The organism is Mesorhizobium humile (genome assembly GCF_033977215.1).
Classification (GTDB): Bacteria; Pseudomonadota; Alphaproteobacteria; order Rhizobiales; family Rhizobiaceae; genus Mesorhizobium; species Mesorhizobium humile.
The window spans coordinates 237,587-254,010 of the sequence record NZ_JAVIIV010000006.1 but is presented as its reverse complement, the minus strand read 5'-3'; the positions used below and the strand labels follow the sequence as shown (position 1 = coordinate 254,010).

Here is a 16,424-nt window from a genome sequence, read left to right as displayed (position 1 = left end):
CGTCCCTTTGTTCCTCATCCTGATCTGGATGTATTTTCTTGCCAGGCGTCGAAGTCGTAGACTGGCGGAGAGGAGAGACGGCCCTTCGCGGACGACGGGACGCCGTCGTGGCGACCTAGAAGGTTAAAGCGCTTTTTAAGCCGGTCTCACCCAGTCGGCAGAGCATAGGCGATGACTTCATCGCCAACCTTGGTTCCCATGAAACGATGTCCTCCAGGCGCGATGACTATGCATAGGTCATCGGCCCGATCGTGATATCTGGCGAACGCGTGCGACTGCCTGTGGTTGCGGATTAATTTTGAAGCCGGCTCTCGCTGTGGGTCACCATTTTGTGATCCTTTTGCGGCTTCGGAACCTTCGAGGCAAAAGCACCGTTAGGTGTCGTCAACTTTGAGTTTGCCTTTAGCAGAATCGGCGAGGGGATGCCGCAGATCTTCTCGAAAAACGCCAACGGGGTTGCGCGCTTTGTCATCTGGGGAAGTTGTGCGGTTCTGCTGATGGCCGCCGCGATCGGGACAATCCTTCCCCGTTCGGACTTTGTAACGGGAGTAGGTGAGCCATTGGCGCAGCCGGTGCCATTCAGCCACAAGCATCATGTCGGCCAGCTCGGCATCGACTGCCGCTATTGCCACAACGGCGTCGAAACCTCCTCGTTGGCGGGTTTGCCAGCGACCGAAGTTTGCATGACCTGCCATTCGCAGCTCTTCACCAATGCCGACATGCTGGCGCCGGTGCGTGCAAGCCTCGCCAGCGGCAAGCCGATCGAATGGCAGCGGGTCAACACCGTGCCCGATTTCGTTTTCTTCAATCACGCGATCCATATCGACAAGGGCATCGCCTGCGAGACCTGCCATGGCGAGGTCGACCAGATGCCGCTGACGATGCGGGCACATACGCTCAGCATGGAATGGTGTCTGGGCTGTCATCGCAATCCCGGTCCTAATCTGCGTCCGCCGAAGGACGTGTTCCTGATGCACTGGCGGCCGCCTGCCGACATCGATGAGATCAGGCGACAGCTGATCGGCATGCTCGACATCCATCCCGAGACGATGACGGATTGCTATGTCTGCCATCGATGAAAAGGGCCGGCTCGCCATCGACATCGCAGCGTTGCGCCGACGGCTGACAAGCGATCGCGACATGTGGCGCAGTCTCGACGAGATCGCCGGCACCGCAGATTTCCGCCGCTTTGTCGAAACCGAATTCCCGGCAATCGCGGAGCGCCTGCCGGCAAGGCCGAACAGACGCACGCTGCTGAAGCTGATGGGCGCGTCGCTGTCGCTAGCCGGTCTGGCTGCCTGCAGCAGAGCGGTAAGCATCGTCCCTTATGTGCGCCAGCCGGAAATCCTGATCCCGGGCAAGCCGACCTACTACGCGACAACCTTGTCGAGCGACGGCTTCGGCATCGGCGCCATAGTCGAGAGCCATGAAGGGCGGCCGACAAAGGTCGAGGGCAATCCGGATCATCCGGCATCGCTTGGCGGAACCGACGCGGTGATGCAGGCGGCTGTGCTGATGCTGTTCGATCCCGATCGTTCACGCACGCCGCTGAAGAATGGCGAGCCGGCATCTTATGGCGATTTCCTGAAGGACATGGCAGGGCTCGTTTCGCAATGGACGGCATCGAAGGGGCAGGGCGGTGCCTTGCTGATAGAATCAACGACCTCGCCGACTCTCGCGGCACAGCTGGATGCGCTGCGGACACGCTATCCAAAGCTGAAAATTTACCGCCACGATCCGCTGGCGGCGCCGGGATCGGCCGAGGCGTCGCGTGCTCTGTTCGGGGCGGCACTGACGCCGGTCTATCGTTTCAATCGTACAGAAACGATCGTGAGCCTTGATGCCGATTTCCTGGGAGAGGGGCCAGGGCGGCTCGTCTATGCGCGCGACTTCGCAGCGCGGCGACGCGTGCGCAGCCCGAGTGACCGCATGAGCCGGCTTTACGCGGTGGAGTCGACGCCGACGATCACCGGCGCAGCAGCCGATCATCGGCTTGCGATCAAGCCAAGCGAGATGGAGGCGGTGGCTGCGAGATTGATTGCGGCGTTAAGTGGCCAAGCCGGAACTTCCCGCACATCTATCGACCAGACATGGATGACAGCGCTGGTCGACGATCTGAAGGCGGCCGGCCACAGCGCGCTGGTCGTTCCGGGTGCGCATCAGAGCGCGTTCGTTCACGCCGCCGCGTTTGCCGCCAACGCGAGCCTTGGTGCGCTCGGCAATACAGTGGAGTTTATCGAGGCGCCGGATGCGCTGTCGGTCGATGGCGATCTGGAGGCGATGTACGAAGCGATTGGCCTCAAGGCGATCGACACAGTGGTCGTGCTGGGCGCAAACCCACTCTACACCGAGCCGGCAGGCCTCGATGTGCAAAAGGCCTTCTCCAGCGTCAAGCTGCTCGTCCATCATGGGCTCTACCGCGACGAGACCGCTTTCCTGGCGCACTGGCATCTGCCCGCGGCGCACGAGCTCGAGAGCTGGAGCGACATCCGTGCCTATGACGGCAGCACCTCGATGGTGCAGCCGCTGATCAGGCCGCTTTACGACGGAAAGACCGGGCATGAGCTGCTCGCCGTGCTTGGTGGCGCGTTCGATACGGATCCGCTTTTGCTTGTCCGGCAGCATTGGACCGAGCTCGATGATGACGCGTGGAGAAAGGCTCTGCGCGACGGGGTCATAGCAAATGGTGCCGCCAAGCCAGTATCCGTCACAGTGCCGCCGGACCTGGCCGGATTGAAGCCGGCGGCAAAAGCAGGCACCGGTATCGATATCCGCTTCGTCGCCGATCCCTGGTTGCGCGACGGTCGTTTCGCCAACGCCTCATGGCTGCAGGAACTGCCGCGACCCTTGACCAAGATCGTATGGGGTAATGCCGCGCTCATCTCGCCCGCCACGGCCGAGCGACTGAAAGTCGGAAACGGCGAGGCCATCAACGTCGCGTGCGACGGAGCGGACATCGACGCGCCGGCCTGGATCGTGCCCGGCCACCCGGACGAAACGATAACGCTTTCCATTGGCTTCGGGCGAAAGGTCGGTTCTGTCGCTCTCCTATCGGGAGGCTATGACGCTTTCCAATTGCGCCGTGGGTCGCAATGGTTCGCGACCGGCGCGGCCATCACGCTCCGCAAGAACAGCATGCGCGTCATCACCACGCAGCAACACCAGGCGATGGAAGGTCGCGCCATTGTGCGCCACGCCTCGCTCGACGCATTCCGGCAGAATCCAGATTTCGTGCGCACGGACTCACCGTCGGCGCCGACTGAATCGCTTTATCCCGCCTGGCCCTACAAACAGGAAGCCTGGGCCATGGCGATCGATCTGTCGACCTGCATCGGCTGCATGGCCTGCGTCTCGGCCTGCCAGGCGGAAAACAACATCGCGCCGGTCGGGCCGGACGAATGCGAGCGCGGCCACGAGATGCACTGGCTGCGGGTCGATCGCTACTATGCCGGGCCTGTCGATGCGCCCGAGACCTTTTTCCAGCCCGTGCCGTGCATGCATTGCGAGAAGGCGCCCTGCGAAGTGGTGTGCCCGGTCAACGCTACCGTCCATACGCATGATGGGCTGAATGCGCAGGTTTATAACCGTTGCATTGGCACGCGCTATTGCTCGCAGAACTGCCCCTACAAGGTGCGGCGCTTCAATTTTCTCGAGCACCAATCCTTCGACAAGGACGAAGCTGGGCCGGAGCAGGCCGTTCACAACCCCAATGTCAGCGTGCGCTCGCGCGGGGTGATGGAGAAATGCACCTATTGCGTCCAGCGCATCAGCGCCAAACGCATCCAGGCCCAGATCGAGAACCGCGACCTCGCCGATGGCGAGGTGGTCACCGCCTGCCAGCAGGCCTGCCCGACCCTGGCCATCACTTTCGGCGATCGCAACAAGAAAGATGCAAAGGTCGTTCGCGAGAAAAGCGCGCCGCAGAATTACGCGCTGCTCGAGGAACTGAATACACGGCCGCGCACCACCTATCTCGGCAAGATTTGCAATCCGAACGGCAAGCTTGCCAAGCCGGGCGAGGCGACCGATGGCTGAAGCCAGCGCGAACAGCCCGGCCGTCTTGCGCGGGCGGCACGATTCTCGCGAGATCAGTGGGCGCATCGGCTCGATCGTGCTCAACGGCCGCCTGCCGCGTCATTTCTGGGCGGCGTTCTTCCTCTGCTTTCTGCTGGTTTTGCTGCTGCTCTATTCAATCACCTACCTGATCGCGGTCGGCGTGGGCGCCTACGGCATCAATATGCCGGTGGTCTGGGGCACGATGATCTCCAACTTCGTCTGGTGGATCGGCATCGGTCATGCCGGCACGTTGATCTCGGCGGTGCTTCTGCTGCTGCGCCAGCCGTGGCGCGCCTCGATCAATCGCTTCGCCGAGGCCATGACGCTGTTCGCCGTTGCCATGGCCGGACTTTTTCCGATCCTGCATCTCGGCCGGCCGTGGTTCTTCTACTGGCTGCTGCCGTTGCCCAATGTGCATATGCACTGGCCACAATGGCGCAGCCCCCTGGTCTGGGATTTTGCGGCGATCGCGACCTACGCGACCGTCTCGCTGCTGTTCTGGTACATGGGTCTGCTGCCGGATCTGGCGGTGCTGCGCGATCGCGCAAGCTCGAAACCGGCGCAGCTCTTCTATGGCATATTGGCGCTTGGCTGGCGCGGCTCGGCTTATCATTGGGCGCGCTACCAGGTCGTCTATTTTCTGCTTGCGGCCTTAGCCACGCCGCTGGTCGTCTCGGTGCATTCGATCGTCTCGCTCGATTTCACCTTCGCGATCACGCCCGGCTACCACTCGACGATCTTTCCGCCTTATTTCGTCGCCGGCGCGCTGCTCTCCGGCTTCGCCATGGTGCTTACCATCGCCATTCCGCTGCGCTGGGCTTTCTCGGTCGAGGACCTGATCACGCTCAGGCACATGGACAACGCCGCCAAGCTGATGATCGCCGCCGGCATGGTCGTCGCCTATGGCTATGTCTCGGAAGCGTTCTTCGCCTGGTATTCAGGCAAGCCTTATGAACGCGCGATGATGGCCCAGCGCGCGCTGGGTCCATACGCGACATTGTTCTGGACGATGATCGGCCTGAACTGCGGCGTGCTGCAATTGCTGTGGTTTAGGCGCGTCCGACGCAACATGCCGCTGCTGTTCGCGATCGCCATCGCCATCAATATCGGCATGTGGATCGAACGCTACATCATCGTCGTGACGGGCCCGAGCCGCGATTACCTGCCGTCGTCCTGGGGCGAGCAGTCGCTGACCTGGCTCGATTTCGGTATCCTGTTCGGCTCGATCGGCACTTTCTTCGCGCTCGTCTTCCTGTTCATCCGCATCCTGCCGGCGATCACGATCTTCGAGGTCGAGGAACTGGCCGAGGAAGAGGGCAAGCTCAAATGAGCCTCTACGGTCTCATGGCGGTTTTTGCCGATCCCGAAGCGCTCGTCGAGGCAGCGCGCGGCATGCGCGAGCGCGGCTATCGGCGCATGGATGCGTTCTCGCCATTTCAGGTGAAAGAGCTGGAGGGGATATTGGCGATCCCGAAGACGCGCCTGCCCTGGGCCGTGCTCGCCGGCGGCATTGCCGGCGCGGCTCTCGTCTATGCTCTGCTCTGGTACTCGGTCGAAGTCGACTATCCCATCAATGTCGGCGGGCGTCCGCTGCATTCCTGGCCGCCTTTCGTCGTCATCGCCTTCGAGGCCGGCATTATGGGCGCCGCCTTTGCCGGATTTGTGGGCGTGCTCGCGGCCAATGGGCTGCCCCGCTACCATCATCCGGTCTTCAACGCCGAGAGCTTCAGCTACGCGCGCGGTGGCAAGTTCTATCTTCTGATCGAAGCGGCCGATCCGAAATACCGCAAGGGCGTCACCAAGGGCCAACTGACGCGGCTCGGCGCCGAGACCGTCGAGGAGGTCGAAGCGTGAACCGCTTGCGCCTCACGCTGATCCTCGGTGCGCTGGCCGTCGCCGGCTGCCGGCAGGACATGGAGGACCAGCCGCGCTACGATCCGCTGGAGGCGAGCAACCAGTTCGCCGACGGCATGTCGGCACGCACGCCGGTAACGGGCACCGTCGCGCGCGATGCCGATCTTTCGCTTGTCCCGGACAGGATCCCCTATCCGATCACGACCGCGCTGCTGCTGCGTGGCCAGCAGCGTTTCGACATCTTCTGCTCGCCCTGTCACGGCCGCACGGGCGACGGCCATGGCATGATTGTCCAGCGTGGTTTTCCGGCGCCGCCGACTTATCATCAGGATGCGCTTCGCAAGGCCTCCGACCGGCATTTCTACGATGTCATCACCAATGGCTATGGCGCCATGTATTCCTACGCGGCGCGCGTGCCGCAGCAAGACCGCTGGGCAATCGTTGCCTATATCCGCGCGCTGCAATATTCGCGCAACGCACCAGTCGCTGAGCTTCCGCAGACCTTGCGCGCGCGGCTCGAAGCGGAGACATCGCCGTGAGCCGCCTCGAGCAGGGTTTTGCCGCCGTCGGCATCACAGGGCTCGTTCCTTGCGTTCTTGGCGCATCGCTTGATGTCAAAGCGATGCTGGGCGCCTGGCTCGCGGCGGCTCTCTTCGCGCTCAGCCTGCCGCTCGGCGCGCTGACCATATTGATGGTGCATGGGCTGACCGGCGGACGCTGGGGCGAGGCGGTCCGTCAGCCTTTGCAGGCCATGACCGCAACACTGCCGTTTGGACTCGTCTTGCTCCTGCCGGTGCTGATGAGGCTCGATCTGATCTTACCATGGGCCGGCGCCGATCCCGCGACGCTGTCCGAGAAGGTTCGAGAGAAGCTTGCCTATCTCAACGTGCCGTTCTTCATGCTGCGCTTTGCTGTCTGCGCGGCGATCTGGCTCGTCCTCACTTGGGTGGTGCTCCGCCCGACTTCAGAGGGTTCCGGGAAGGCTGGCAGCGGGAGGAAATATGCCCTTAGCCTGATACTCCATGCGCTTGCCGTCAGCGTCTTTGCCATCGACTGGATGCTTTCGATCGAGCCCGAATTCACCTCGACTATCTACGCACTTTGCGAGGCTTCAGCGGAGGTCGCTGGAGCTTTCGCTCTGGCGATCCTTGTGCTGGCGGCGAGGAAGGCGGTCGAGGTCATACCCGGCGGTGAGGAAGATGCCGCGCTTGGCGAAGACCTTGCCAACATGCAGCTCGGCTTCGTGCTGACCTGGATCTACCTCGTCTTCATGCAGTGGGTTGTCGTCTGGGGCGGTGACCTTCCGGACGAGATCCAGTGGTACATCGTCCGGGCCACCGGCGGCTGGTGGTATCTGCTGTGGCTGCTGATTGCCTTGCAGGTGGCTGCGTTCGCAGGCTCGCTCAGCCGACCGCTCAAGCGCAGCCATGACGGCTTGGTCTGGCTGGCAGGAGTAACTTTAGCAGGCCATTTCGCCGATGTGTTCTGGCGTGTTCGCCCACCGCTGTTTTCCGGCGGCTTGCTGGGACTATGGCGAGATGCGGCAGCATGGATTGGAGTTGGCGGGCTGTGGCTCGTGCTGTTCCTCTTCCTTCTTCGCCGACCGGATCGGATCACTTGGTGGAAGCGGGAGGTCGCCCATGGCTAAGGCGCACCGCCATCCCGAAGTGCGCGATGTCCAGCCGGGTGTGCTCCTCGCTTTCAGCGGCGGTCTGCTTCTGTTCATCGCTTTAGCCACGATCGGCGTGAAGCTTGCCTTCAACACCGCGCCGACCTGGTTGCCGGTTCCGGGCAACACTAGTCCGGAAAGCCCTGGGTTGCAGACCGCGCCAAACCAGGACTTAATCAGCTTTCGCGCCGAGGAGGATCGCCAGCTCAAAATGCTTGGCTGGATCGACCGCGATGCCGGCATCGCCCGTATGCCGATCGACGACGCCATGTGGGCGATTGTCAGCAACGGTTTGCCGGATTGGTCGCAGCAGCGATCAGTGAGCTCTGGAGGGGATGACTGCGGGTTGGTTACTGCGGCGGTTCCCCGCGCTCCGCAGAGTCAGAATTGCCGGGGGCAAAGCGGAGCAGGACGATGAGAAGCTTGTTCGCTGCGCTTTGTTTGTTCATTGCCGGCGCGGCTCCTGCCGCCGAGCGACCGACATTCGATCCGAGGCTCGGAGCGCAACTGACTCTCGATCGCGAAATGACCGATGCAAGCGGTGCGAGGCTGACGCTTGGCAAAACACTGAACGGCCGTCCAGCCCTGGTCATCTTTGGCTACGACAAATGCCCGAACCTTTGCGGCGTCACCCAGCAGGCTGTCGCGTCCGACCTGAAAAAGACATCGCTTCTCCCGACAGATTACCGCGCGCTGTTCATCTCGATCGACGCCGATGAGACCCCCGCCGATGCCACAGCGGCACGGGATGAGATCGCTTCCGCCGCCGGTCCGGTGGGCCTGTCCACCTGGCGTTTTCTGACCAGCAGCGAAGGTGCTGGCGCAGCGCTCGCCAACGAGGCCGGCATCACTTTCGATCGGCGCAAAGGCATCGATCAGTTTGTCCATCCGATCGCAATTATCGCGCTCACACCCTCGGGCCGAATTTCACAGGTGCTGCCGGCGCTGACCTTTACGCCGCGCGACCTCGAGCTTGCATTGGTCGAGGCGTCGGCCAACAAACTTGGCTCTATCGCGGATCACGCCTTCCTGCTTTGCGCTGGGTTCGACAGGTCGAAAGGCCAGTACACGCCTGCCATCTGGGCGGCGCTGAAAGTGGCAGGCCTGGCAACGCTACTCGGCCTCGGCGCAACTGTGCTCTGGCAGACCTGGGGGAGGGCAAGGTGAGCTTCGGCATCCCCTTCTTCCCGCAGGAAGCCTCGTCGGAAGCCGGCCAGATTGATGCGCTATTTTACACGTTGGTCGCTTTTTCAATCCTTCTCGGACTGGCGCTCAGCGGCCTGGTCGTCGGCTATGCGGTGAAATACCGCATCGGCTCGAAGGCGGATCGCACAGGCAAGCGTTCCCGCAGCCTGCCGCTTGAGATGAGCTGGACCGTGGCCAGCCTGGTCATTGCCTTTGTCTTCTTCGGCTGGGGCGCCACCCTTTTCGTTCGGCGCGACCATCCGCCGGCGGATGCGCTGGAGATCATCGCACTCGGCAAGCAATGGATGTGGGAGTTCAGACAGCCCGGCGGTCAGCGTGAGATCAACGAATTGCATGTTCCGATCGGCAAACCGGTCGTGGTGTCGCTCGCCTCGCAGGACGTCATCCACTCCTTCTACGTGCCGGCATTCCGCATCAAGCAGGACGCGGTGCCGGGCCGCACGACGCATATCTGGTTCATCGCCACGGAGCCCGGCCGCTATCATCTGTTCTGCGCCCAATATTGCGGCACGCAACATTCCCAAATGGGCGGCTGGGTGACTGTGATGGCGCCCGAGCAATATGCCGCCTGGCTGAACAGTCAGAGCGAAGGCGAGACGCTCGCCGCGAGCGGCGAGAAACTGTTTCGCGCGCTGGGATGCTCCGGCTGCCATGGCGCCAGCAGCAAGGTGAGGGCGCCCTCGCTTGAAGACATCTTCGGTCGGCCGGTGGCGCTCGACAACCAGCAGACAGTGATCGCCGACGAGCGCTATCTGCGCGACTCCATCCTCAATCCGAAGAAGGAGATCGCCGCCGGTTACGAGCCGGTGATGCCGAGCTTCGACGGCCTGATCGATGAAGGTGAGCTGCAGATGCTGCTCGCCTATCTGAAGTCGTTATCGCGTCTACCTAAGGCAGGAGCCAAGCCATGACCAACGCGGCGATGCCTGGCACTTATCTAGAGGAGGGAAGCGGCCCTCGCGCGTGGCTGCTGACCACTGACCATAAGCGCGTGGCGTGGCTTTACCTGATCTCGCTGACGGCCTTCTTCTTCCTCGGCGGCGCCATGGCGGTGCTGATGCGGATCGAGCTCGCGACACCGGCCGGCGACCTTGTGTCTGACGATGTCTACAACCGGCTGTTCTCGCTGCACGGCATCATCATGGTCTGGTTCTTCCTGGTGCCGTCGATCCCGGCCACGCTTGGCAATTTCCTTTTGCCGTTGATGATCGGCGCGCGCGATCTCGCTTTCCCGCGACTGAACCTCGTCAGCTGGTACGTCTTCATTTTCGGCAGCCTGTTCGCGCTGTTTGCGGTGGTGGCCGGCGGCGTGGACACCGGCTGGACGTTCTACACGCCGCTGTCGACGCTCTACGCCAATGGCTGGGTCTCGACCGCGGCTTTCGGCGTCTTCATTGTCGGGTTCTCGACGATCATGACCGGCATCAACTTCATCGTCACCGTTCACATGCTGCGCGCTCCCGGGCTCACCTGGTTTCGCCTGCCGATTTTCGTCTGGACGCTTTACGCCACCAGCCTGGTGATGGTGCTGGCCACCCCGGTGCTTGCCGCCTCCCTGATCCTAATCGTGCTGGAGCGTGTCTTCGGCATTGGCATCTTCAATCCCGATCTCGGGGGAGATCCTTTGCTCTTTCAGGATCTATTCTGGTTCTATTCGCACCCTGCGGTCTACATCATGATCCTGCCCGGAATGGGCGTCGTGTCGGAGGTGCTGCCCTGTTTCAGCCGCCGACCGCTGTTCGGTTACAAGGCGGTGGCGATGTCGTCGATGGCGATCGCCGTCTTCGGCTTCCTGGTCTGGGGCCACCACATGTTCGTCAGCGGGCAATCGGCCTATGCCGGGGTGGTGTTCTCGTTCCTGTCCTTCTGTGTCGCTATTCCGTCGGCGATCAAGGTCTTCAACTGGAGCCTGACGCTGCGCAAGGGCGAGATCAGCTTCGAGACGCCGATGCTTTACGCGCTGTTCTTCCTCGCGCTGTTCACCTTCGGCGGATTGGCTGGGCTGTTCCTTGCGTCGCTCGCGGTCGACGTGCATGTCCATGACACCTACTTTGTCATCGCGCATTTCCACTACATCATGGTTGGCGGCATGGTGACCGCCTATATGGCCGGCCTGCATTTCTGGTGGCCAAAATTGACCGGCCGCATGTATTCGGAAACGTCAGGGAGGATTGCGGCGACTGTCACCTTCATCGGCTTCAACCTGACCTTCTTCCCGCAATATGTGCTGGGCTTCGACGGTATGCCGCGGCGCTACCATACCTATCCGCCGGAGTTCCAGTTCTGGAACGTGTTGTCCTCGGCTGGCGCCGTGGTGCTGGCGATCGGCTATCTGATGCCGTTGTTCTACCTCGGCTGGTCGCTGTTTCGCGGCGCCCGCGCAGTGCACAATCCGTGGAGCGCCACCGGGCTCGAATGGCAAACGAGCTCGCCGCCGCCGCCGCATAATTTCGAGACGATACCGGTCGTGACGCGGCCGGCCTATGACTACGACATGAAGGGGCTCGAGCACGAACGCTTCAGTCCGCACCGGGAGGAGGCGGCGGGATGAGCGGCACCGAAAGCGTCGCTTTCGATACACCTCAACGCGAACGGCGAGCCGACACTTTCGCCATGTGGGTGTTCATCGGCTCCGAGGCGATGCTGTTCGGCGCCATCTTTCTGGTCTTCCTTGTCGCGCATATCGATTTCGGCCCCGCCTTCGCCGCAGCCTCGAAACATCTTTCGCTGCCGCTCGGCACCTTCAACACCGCGGTGCTGATCACCAGCAGTTTCACCATGGCGCTGGCCCATAAGCTTGCCGTTCACAGACGCTGGAGCGCGACCGTTTGGGCGCTGGCCGCGACGTCGGCGCTGGGTATCTGCTTCCTGATCGTGAAGGGGATCGAATATAGCAGGGAGATCAGCGACGGCCTGGCGCCGCTCCTCGGCCTGCCGTTTCGCTATGCCGGGCCGGACCCGGCCCAAGCCGAGTTGTTTTTCGGCCTCTATTTCACAATGACCTCGTTGCATGCGCTGCACCTGATCGGCGGCCTGGTGGTCGTCGCCGGTATGGTCGCGCTCTGGCCGACTTCCAGCCCTGCCAACCGGCTGCGCCAGGTGGTGGCCGTCGGTCTTTACTGGCACTTCGTCGACATCATCTGGGTTTTCATGTTCCCCGTTCTTTACCTGATCAACCGATGAGCGAACTGCGCAAACTCACGTTCGGCTATCTCGGGCTGCTCGCGCTGCTGGCGCTGACGGTCGGCTCCTCCTTGATCGATCTCGGCCCCTTCAATGTCGCCCTTAACCTGGCGATAGCGGCCGCGAAGGCGGTCCTGATCGCCATGCTGTTCATGCATCTGATCGGTACGTTGCCCCGGCTCGCCGTTGTGGCCGCGGGGCTTTGGCTCATCATCCTGTTCGGGCTGACACTGATCGGACGTTAAAGCGCGTCGGGCTGAAGCGGTTCAGGCGGCCCCGGCCTTTTCCGTGCTTCGTCGGTCACAGCGATGACTGGTTCGCGTCGCCAAGCCAATCCCCGAACTCGAAACCGACCAATGGATCGTCACCCAACACCAGGAACGTCACTTCCCGCCGGTCCGAAAAGTCGCCAATCGAATTAGCGCCTTGATGCGGCCCACCAGCCGCTGTTTCGCGGCGAGATGCCGATACGGTAAGCCGTCGTCGGTGAAGAACTCGGAATGCTGTGATGCGATTTAGGATTCTGCTCCAATGATTTTGCCGAAAATCGTAGCATTTTGAGCGGCGATTTCCGACAAATTGAAAAAGTGCCCGTTCATAAGGGGTGGAACTCGTTACCACCGCCGAACCGGTTGACATCGGTCGCCATGCCGCCGACATCGGCATCCGCAGTGAGCGCCAGACCGAGCAGTGGTCGCCGGCCGTCAGAGCGGCAAGGTTGCCCACGCCATTTATTCCGGCTGCCACCTGCTCAACGGCATCGGCGCCGGGTTGTTCGTCGGCGTCACCGGCGAAGGGGCAAACATTGCCTCGGCGCGCTGGCTGCAAGCCCATCACGGCGACGGCATTGCCGTGCCCGGCAACAACACCCATTCGGTGCGCGAACTGGTGGCAGTGCCGTCATCGACCGTCCGGATCTCAGGCGAGGCGGCCTACGTGACGGGCAGCCAGGACCTCGTCGACGGCGTGCTGACGATCGCCTGACGGCGATGGCGGTCCGGAGAGCGTGAGGTGCTCGTGGACCCTGCCAGAAACCCAAACGCCCTCATTCGGCCAACTCGCGGACGGCGCTCGCGAGGATCCTGATGCTTGGCTCGATTGCGCTGTCGGCGATGCGGCCGTATCCGATGAAGAGGCGACGAGGTCCAGCACAAGTCGTGCTGTAGCGCCCGAGCCCCTCGGTCGCGACGCCGTGGCGCCGCAGATGGTCGATAACGCGAGCCTCGCCGGCCGCGTCTATCTGGTCAGGCAGGCGAAGCGTCACGTGGAGCCCGGCGGCTGCGCCCTCGGTTGCGAGCTCAGGGAGCGCCGAGGCCAGGCAGGAGAGCAACCGGTCGCGGCGGTCACGATAGAAGCGTCGCATCTTGCGCAGGTGCCGGTCATGCGCCCCGCTGTCGATCATGGCGGCCAGCGCATCCTGGTCGATCCTCGGCGGCCCCTCGCTCCAACGGCGCAACTCACCCGCCATCGTCTCCACGAGGTCAGACGGCACGACCAGCCAGCCGAGCCGGAGCGCCGGTGCGAGCGTCTTGCTGGCAGTTCCAGCGTAGATGACGCGATCGGGCGCAAGGCCCTGCAAGGCGCCGATCGGCGCCTGATCGTAGCGGAATTCTGCGTCGTAGTCGTCCTCGAGGGCGAAGGCGTCACGTTCCCGCAGCCAGCGCACCAGTTCTTGGCGCCGCGCCGCGCTCAGCACGCCTCCGATCGGAAACTGGTGCGCTGGCGTGACAAACACGGCCCCGGCCGAGAGGGCGGCAAGTTGCGGCACGTCCAGACCTTCCGCATCCACCGGCACAGGCGTGCGCCGCAGGCCCGATTTGTTGACCGCAACCCAGTCGCTGTAGCTGGGATCCTCCACCGCGAGGCCACGCACGCCCTTCGCGTAAAGGGCCGCGCAGACGAGTGCGCGCGCTTCCGCGAAGCCGCTCGTGACGAAGATGAATGCCGGATCGGCGATCACGCCTCGGACCCGGCCGAGATAATCCGCCAGCGCGTGACGCAACACGGGGCTGCCCCGCAGATCGCCATAGCCAAGATCGCTTGCAGGAAGGTTCGCAAGGACGCTTCGCAGCGAACGGAGCCAGAGGCGCCTGGGAAACATCGAGAGATCGGGCATGGCCGGTCGAAGGTCAAACCGGATTTGTTCAGGCTCCGCCAACACCTCCTCGCCGTCAGGAGGCGCCACGGCCTCCCCGGCGACCACAGGCCGGGCGCCGCGGCGAAGACTCAGATAGCCCTCGGCGGCGAGCTGCGCATAGGTGTCGAGCACGAGCGGTCGCGAGATGCCGAGCTGCGCCGCAAGCACCCGCGTCGAGGGCAGGCGGACGCCGGGATGCAGCGCATCGGTACGGATCAGGTTGAGGATCCCGCGGCGGAGCTGGGCCGCCAGAGTCTCTGGGATGTCTCGATCGACCGACAGAGGGAGTCCATCCGTCAAAGTGGGCAACAATTTTGCATCGGAACTGGTCATGTTCAGCAGACCACTAGCACGTTAGGCATCGAACGGACAGTCACAACTGGAGACGCCTAGATGTCGATCGCAGCCACCGCAACACCCGTCCCGAGCGATGCAAGCAGGACCGCGATCCTCACCCCTGCGATCCTGACGTTGGCCGGCGTGATGCTGACCGCGATGGGAAGCTTCTATCTGCTTCTCTCCGCGATTCCGACGCACGCTGCCGCGCTTGGCGGCGCGTCAGCCGCGGGCTTGTCCACCGGCGCATTGATGGCGACGACCATCATCGGCGAATTGATCGCGCCCCGAGTGATCGTCAAGGTCGGGCGCCGCCGCGCGCTGGCGGCGGCGCTGCTCACGATGGCACTCCCCTGTCTCGCGACGTTCTCGAGCTCGCTCGCACTGCTCCTTGCCACTTGTGCCGCGCGCGGGTTTGGCCTTGGAATCCTGCTGGTTGCGGCCTGCGGCCTGGCCGCGCAACTGGCGCCGCCGGCGCGGCGCACAGAGGCGCTGGGCGCATTCGGCGTCGCCTCCGCGATCCCGGCCATCGTCGCCGTCCCGCTCGGCCCCTATGCGCTCGCAACCCTCGGCCCCGGCGGAACGGCCGGCATCGCCGCAGCTTTCGCGGTCGCCGCCTTGCTTACCGTCGCGCTTGTTCCCGAAGGCAGCCCGGCGCCTCGCGATACGGGTCACGCCTCTTCGTTTCCGCCGCTTCGCGTGACGGTTTGGCCGATCACGGTGCTGGCCCTGGGTGCCGTCGTGGTCGGTGCAGCGATAACCTTCCTTCCCTTGGCGCATCCGGAATTCGATCAGGCTACGATCATGATCGCTCTCCTCCTCCAGGCGTTGTTCGCGGGCTGCGCTCGCTGGGTGGCGGGCCGGCCGATCGATCAGCATGGTCCCCGTGGGGCGCTGATCGCAGCGGCGGGACTCTCCATCGCCGGCTTGCTCTGCCTCGCGGTGCCGGGAGCCTTCGCGGTAATGATTGGCATGGCGGTGAGCGGCATCGCTTTCGGGGTCGCGCAGAGCGCCAGCCTCTGCCGGTTGCTCGCTCAAACCAAGCCGGCGCAGGCGGACGCCGTGGGTGCACTCTGGAACGGAGCCTATGATGCCGGGCTGGGAATCGGAGGCATGGCCCTCGGCGGTCTCGCCGCTGTGCTCGGCTACACGCTCTCGTTCCTGGCGGCAGGGGTCATCTTGGTCCTGCTCGCGGGCGCCGCCTTTGTCCGTTTCGGAATGCGGAGCATTGCATAGAGGCACGAATCCGCGACTGGCAGCCCGCTGAGAAGGTCAGGTGGAGCCTCGTCGATCTTGAGCATCCTACGCCGCCTGACTGAAATCATTTAACAGAACCGGAGAATTCCGAAATGAGAAAGCTGAAAGTATCGACGCTCGTCACGCTTGATGGCGTTATCCAAGATCCTGGTGGTTTCGGTGAGACCGAGCAAGGCGGCTGGGCCAACCCGTACTTCACTGAGGAAGCCGAGCAAGACTCGCTTGAGCACCTGATGGAGGCCGACTATTTCCTGTGCGGACGAACTACCTATGAGCTGCTGTCAAAGACGTGGGGCAAGATCAAGGGTGGCCCCTACCTCGAGCGGATGAACAGCATGCCGAAGCTTGTCGCCTCACGGACCCTGGCCGAGCCGTTAGAGTGGAACGCCAAGCTGATCAGCGGTGATGTCGCAGAGGAGATTGCCAAACTGAAGCTGGAGCCTGGCAAGGACATCGAGATGTATGGCAGCGCGTCACTCCTGCAAACGCTAATGAAGCACGGCCTGGTCGACGAGTACCGAGTCTGGGTGCACCCGTTGGTGATCGGTGGCGGGAAACGCCTATTCATCGAGGGTGGGCACTCCGCAAAGCTGCGGCTCGCCAGCTCGAAGACGCTCAGTTCGGGTGTTGTGATCTTGACCTACGAGCCGGTCAGCTAAGGTCAGTTTCGTGGGGACTACCCACGCGCGGCCTCGCGCTGCGGCCATCAGGCTGGTCCATCGAACC

17 protein-coding genes are annotated in these 16,424 nt (G+C 63.0%); 15 read left to right on the top strand and 2 right to left on the bottom strand.

All coding sequences use genetic code 11. The features are described from left to right. Positions 1-374 precede the first annotated feature (374 nt). Positions 375-695, bottom strand: a complete 321-nt coding sequence (locus tag RFM52_RS12570; protein WP_320293784.1) for a hypothetical protein — start codon at positions 693-695, stop codon at positions 375-377. Between RFM52_RS12570 and RFM52_RS12565 the strand changes: the two genes are divergently transcribed. The 13 genes from RFM52_RS12565 to RFM52_RS12505 all read left to right on the top strand — a co-directional run bounded on the left by RFM52_RS12565 (position 612) and on the right by RFM52_RS12505 (position 12,952). Continuing rightward, positions 612-1,079, top strand: a complete 468-nt coding sequence (locus tag RFM52_RS12565; protein ID WP_320293777.1) for a cytochrome c3 family protein — start codon at positions 612-614, stop codon at positions 1,077-1,079. The genes RFM52_RS12570 and RFM52_RS12565 overlap by 84 nt on opposite strands. Then, positions 1,063-4,035 carry a TAT-variant-translocated molybdopterin oxidoreductase gene (locus RFM52_RS12560; RefSeq protein ID WP_320293635.1) on the top strand — a complete coding sequence of 991 codons (2,973 nt, stop codon included), beginning with the start codon at positions 1,063-1,065 and terminating at the stop codon, positions 4,033-4,035. Before RFM52_RS12565 ends, RFM52_RS12560 begins: the two co-directional genes overlap by 17 nt. Further along, positions 4,028-5,386 (top strand): NrfD/PsrC family molybdoenzyme membrane anchor subunit, encoded by a 1,359-nt coding sequence (gene nrfD / locus RFM52_RS12555; RefSeq protein ID WP_320293636.1) that lies wholly within the window; start codon positions 4,028-4,030, stop codon positions 5,384-5,386. The genes RFM52_RS12560 and nrfD overlap by 8 nt, the downstream gene beginning before the upstream one ends. Beyond that, the gene (locus tag RFM52_RS12550; protein ID WP_320293637.1) at positions 5,383-5,910 is read left to right on the top strand and encodes a DUF3341 domain-containing protein; all 528 of its coding nucleotides are present in this window, start codon (positions 5,383-5,385) and stop codon (positions 5,908-5,910) included. The genes nrfD and RFM52_RS12550 overlap by 4 nt, the downstream gene beginning before the upstream one ends. Beyond that, entirely contained in the window at positions 5,907-6,449 is a 543-nt protein-coding gene (locus tag RFM52_RS12545; protein WP_320293638.1) for a c-type cytochrome, read from the top strand. The genes RFM52_RS12550 and RFM52_RS12545 overlap by 4 nt, the downstream gene beginning before the upstream one ends. Beyond that, positions 6,446-7,558, top strand: a complete 1,113-nt coding sequence (locus RFM52_RS12540) for a hypothetical protein (RefSeq protein WP_320293639.1) — start codon at positions 6,446-6,448, stop codon at positions 7,556-7,558. Before RFM52_RS12545 ends, RFM52_RS12540 begins: the two co-directional genes overlap by 4 nt. Beyond that, positions 7,551-7,997 carry a hypothetical protein gene (locus RFM52_RS12535; RefSeq protein ID WP_320293640.1) on the top strand — a complete coding sequence of 149 codons (447 nt, stop codon included), beginning with the start codon at positions 7,551-7,553 and terminating at the stop codon, positions 7,995-7,997. Before RFM52_RS12540 ends, RFM52_RS12535 begins: the two co-directional genes overlap by 8 nt. A gap of 23 nt (positions 7,998-8,020) precedes the next feature. Further along, a complete protein-coding gene (locus RFM52_RS12530) occupies positions 8,021-8,746 on the top strand; it encodes an SCO family protein (RefSeq protein WP_320293641.1) in 726 nt (241 codons plus the stop codon). Beyond that, a complete protein-coding gene (gene coxB, locus RFM52_RS12525) occupies positions 8,743-9,696 on the top strand; it encodes a cytochrome c oxidase subunit II (RefSeq protein WP_320293642.1) in 954 nt (317 codons plus the stop codon). The genes RFM52_RS12530 and coxB overlap by 4 nt, the downstream gene beginning before the upstream one ends. Continuing rightward, the gene (ctaD, locus tag RFM52_RS12520) at positions 9,693-11,336 is read left to right on the top strand and encodes a cytochrome c oxidase subunit I (RefSeq protein ID WP_320293643.1); all 1,644 of its coding nucleotides are present in this window, start codon (positions 9,693-9,695) and stop codon (positions 11,334-11,336) included. The genes coxB and ctaD overlap by 4 nt, the downstream gene beginning before the upstream one ends. Further along, complete coding sequence (locus tag RFM52_RS12515) at positions 11,333-11,968, top strand: cytochrome c oxidase subunit 3 (protein ID WP_320293644.1); 636 nt, start codon at positions 11,333-11,335, stop codon at positions 11,966-11,968. Before ctaD ends, RFM52_RS12515 begins: the two co-directional genes overlap by 4 nt. Continuing rightward, positions 11,965-12,213, top strand: coding sequence for a cytochrome C oxidase subunit IV family protein (locus RFM52_RS12510; RefSeq protein ID WP_320293645.1), 249 nt, complete (start codon positions 11,965-11,967; stop codon positions 12,211-12,213). Before RFM52_RS12515 ends, RFM52_RS12510 begins: the two co-directional genes overlap by 4 nt. 445 nt (positions 12,214-12,658) lie before the next feature. Next, entirely contained in the window at positions 12,659-12,952 is a 294-nt protein-coding gene (locus tag RFM52_RS12505; protein WP_320293646.1) for a hypothetical protein, read from the top strand. A gap of 61 nt (positions 12,953-13,013) precedes the next feature. On the opposite strand, the gene pdxR is transcribed toward RFM52_RS12505, so the two are convergent. Next, a complete protein-coding gene (pdxR, locus tag RFM52_RS12500) occupies positions 13,014-14,438 on the bottom strand; it encodes a MocR-like pyridoxine biosynthesis transcription factor PdxR (protein ID WP_320293647.1) in 1,425 nt (474 codons plus the stop codon). 60 nt (positions 14,439-14,498) lie between these two features. On the opposite strand from pdxR, the gene RFM52_RS12495 reads away from it, so the two are divergent. Both RFM52_RS12495 and RFM52_RS12490 read left to right on the top strand, forming a co-directional pair. Continuing rightward, entirely contained in the window at positions 14,499-15,677 is a 1,179-nt protein-coding gene (locus tag RFM52_RS12495; RefSeq protein WP_320293648.1) for an MFS transporter, read from the top strand. A gap of 113 nt (positions 15,678-15,790) precedes the next feature. Then, positions 15,791-16,357, top strand: a complete 567-nt coding sequence (locus tag RFM52_RS12490) for a dihydrofolate reductase family protein (protein WP_320293649.1) — start codon at positions 15,791-15,793, stop codon at positions 16,355-16,357. Positions 16,358-16,424 lie beyond the last annotated feature (67 nt).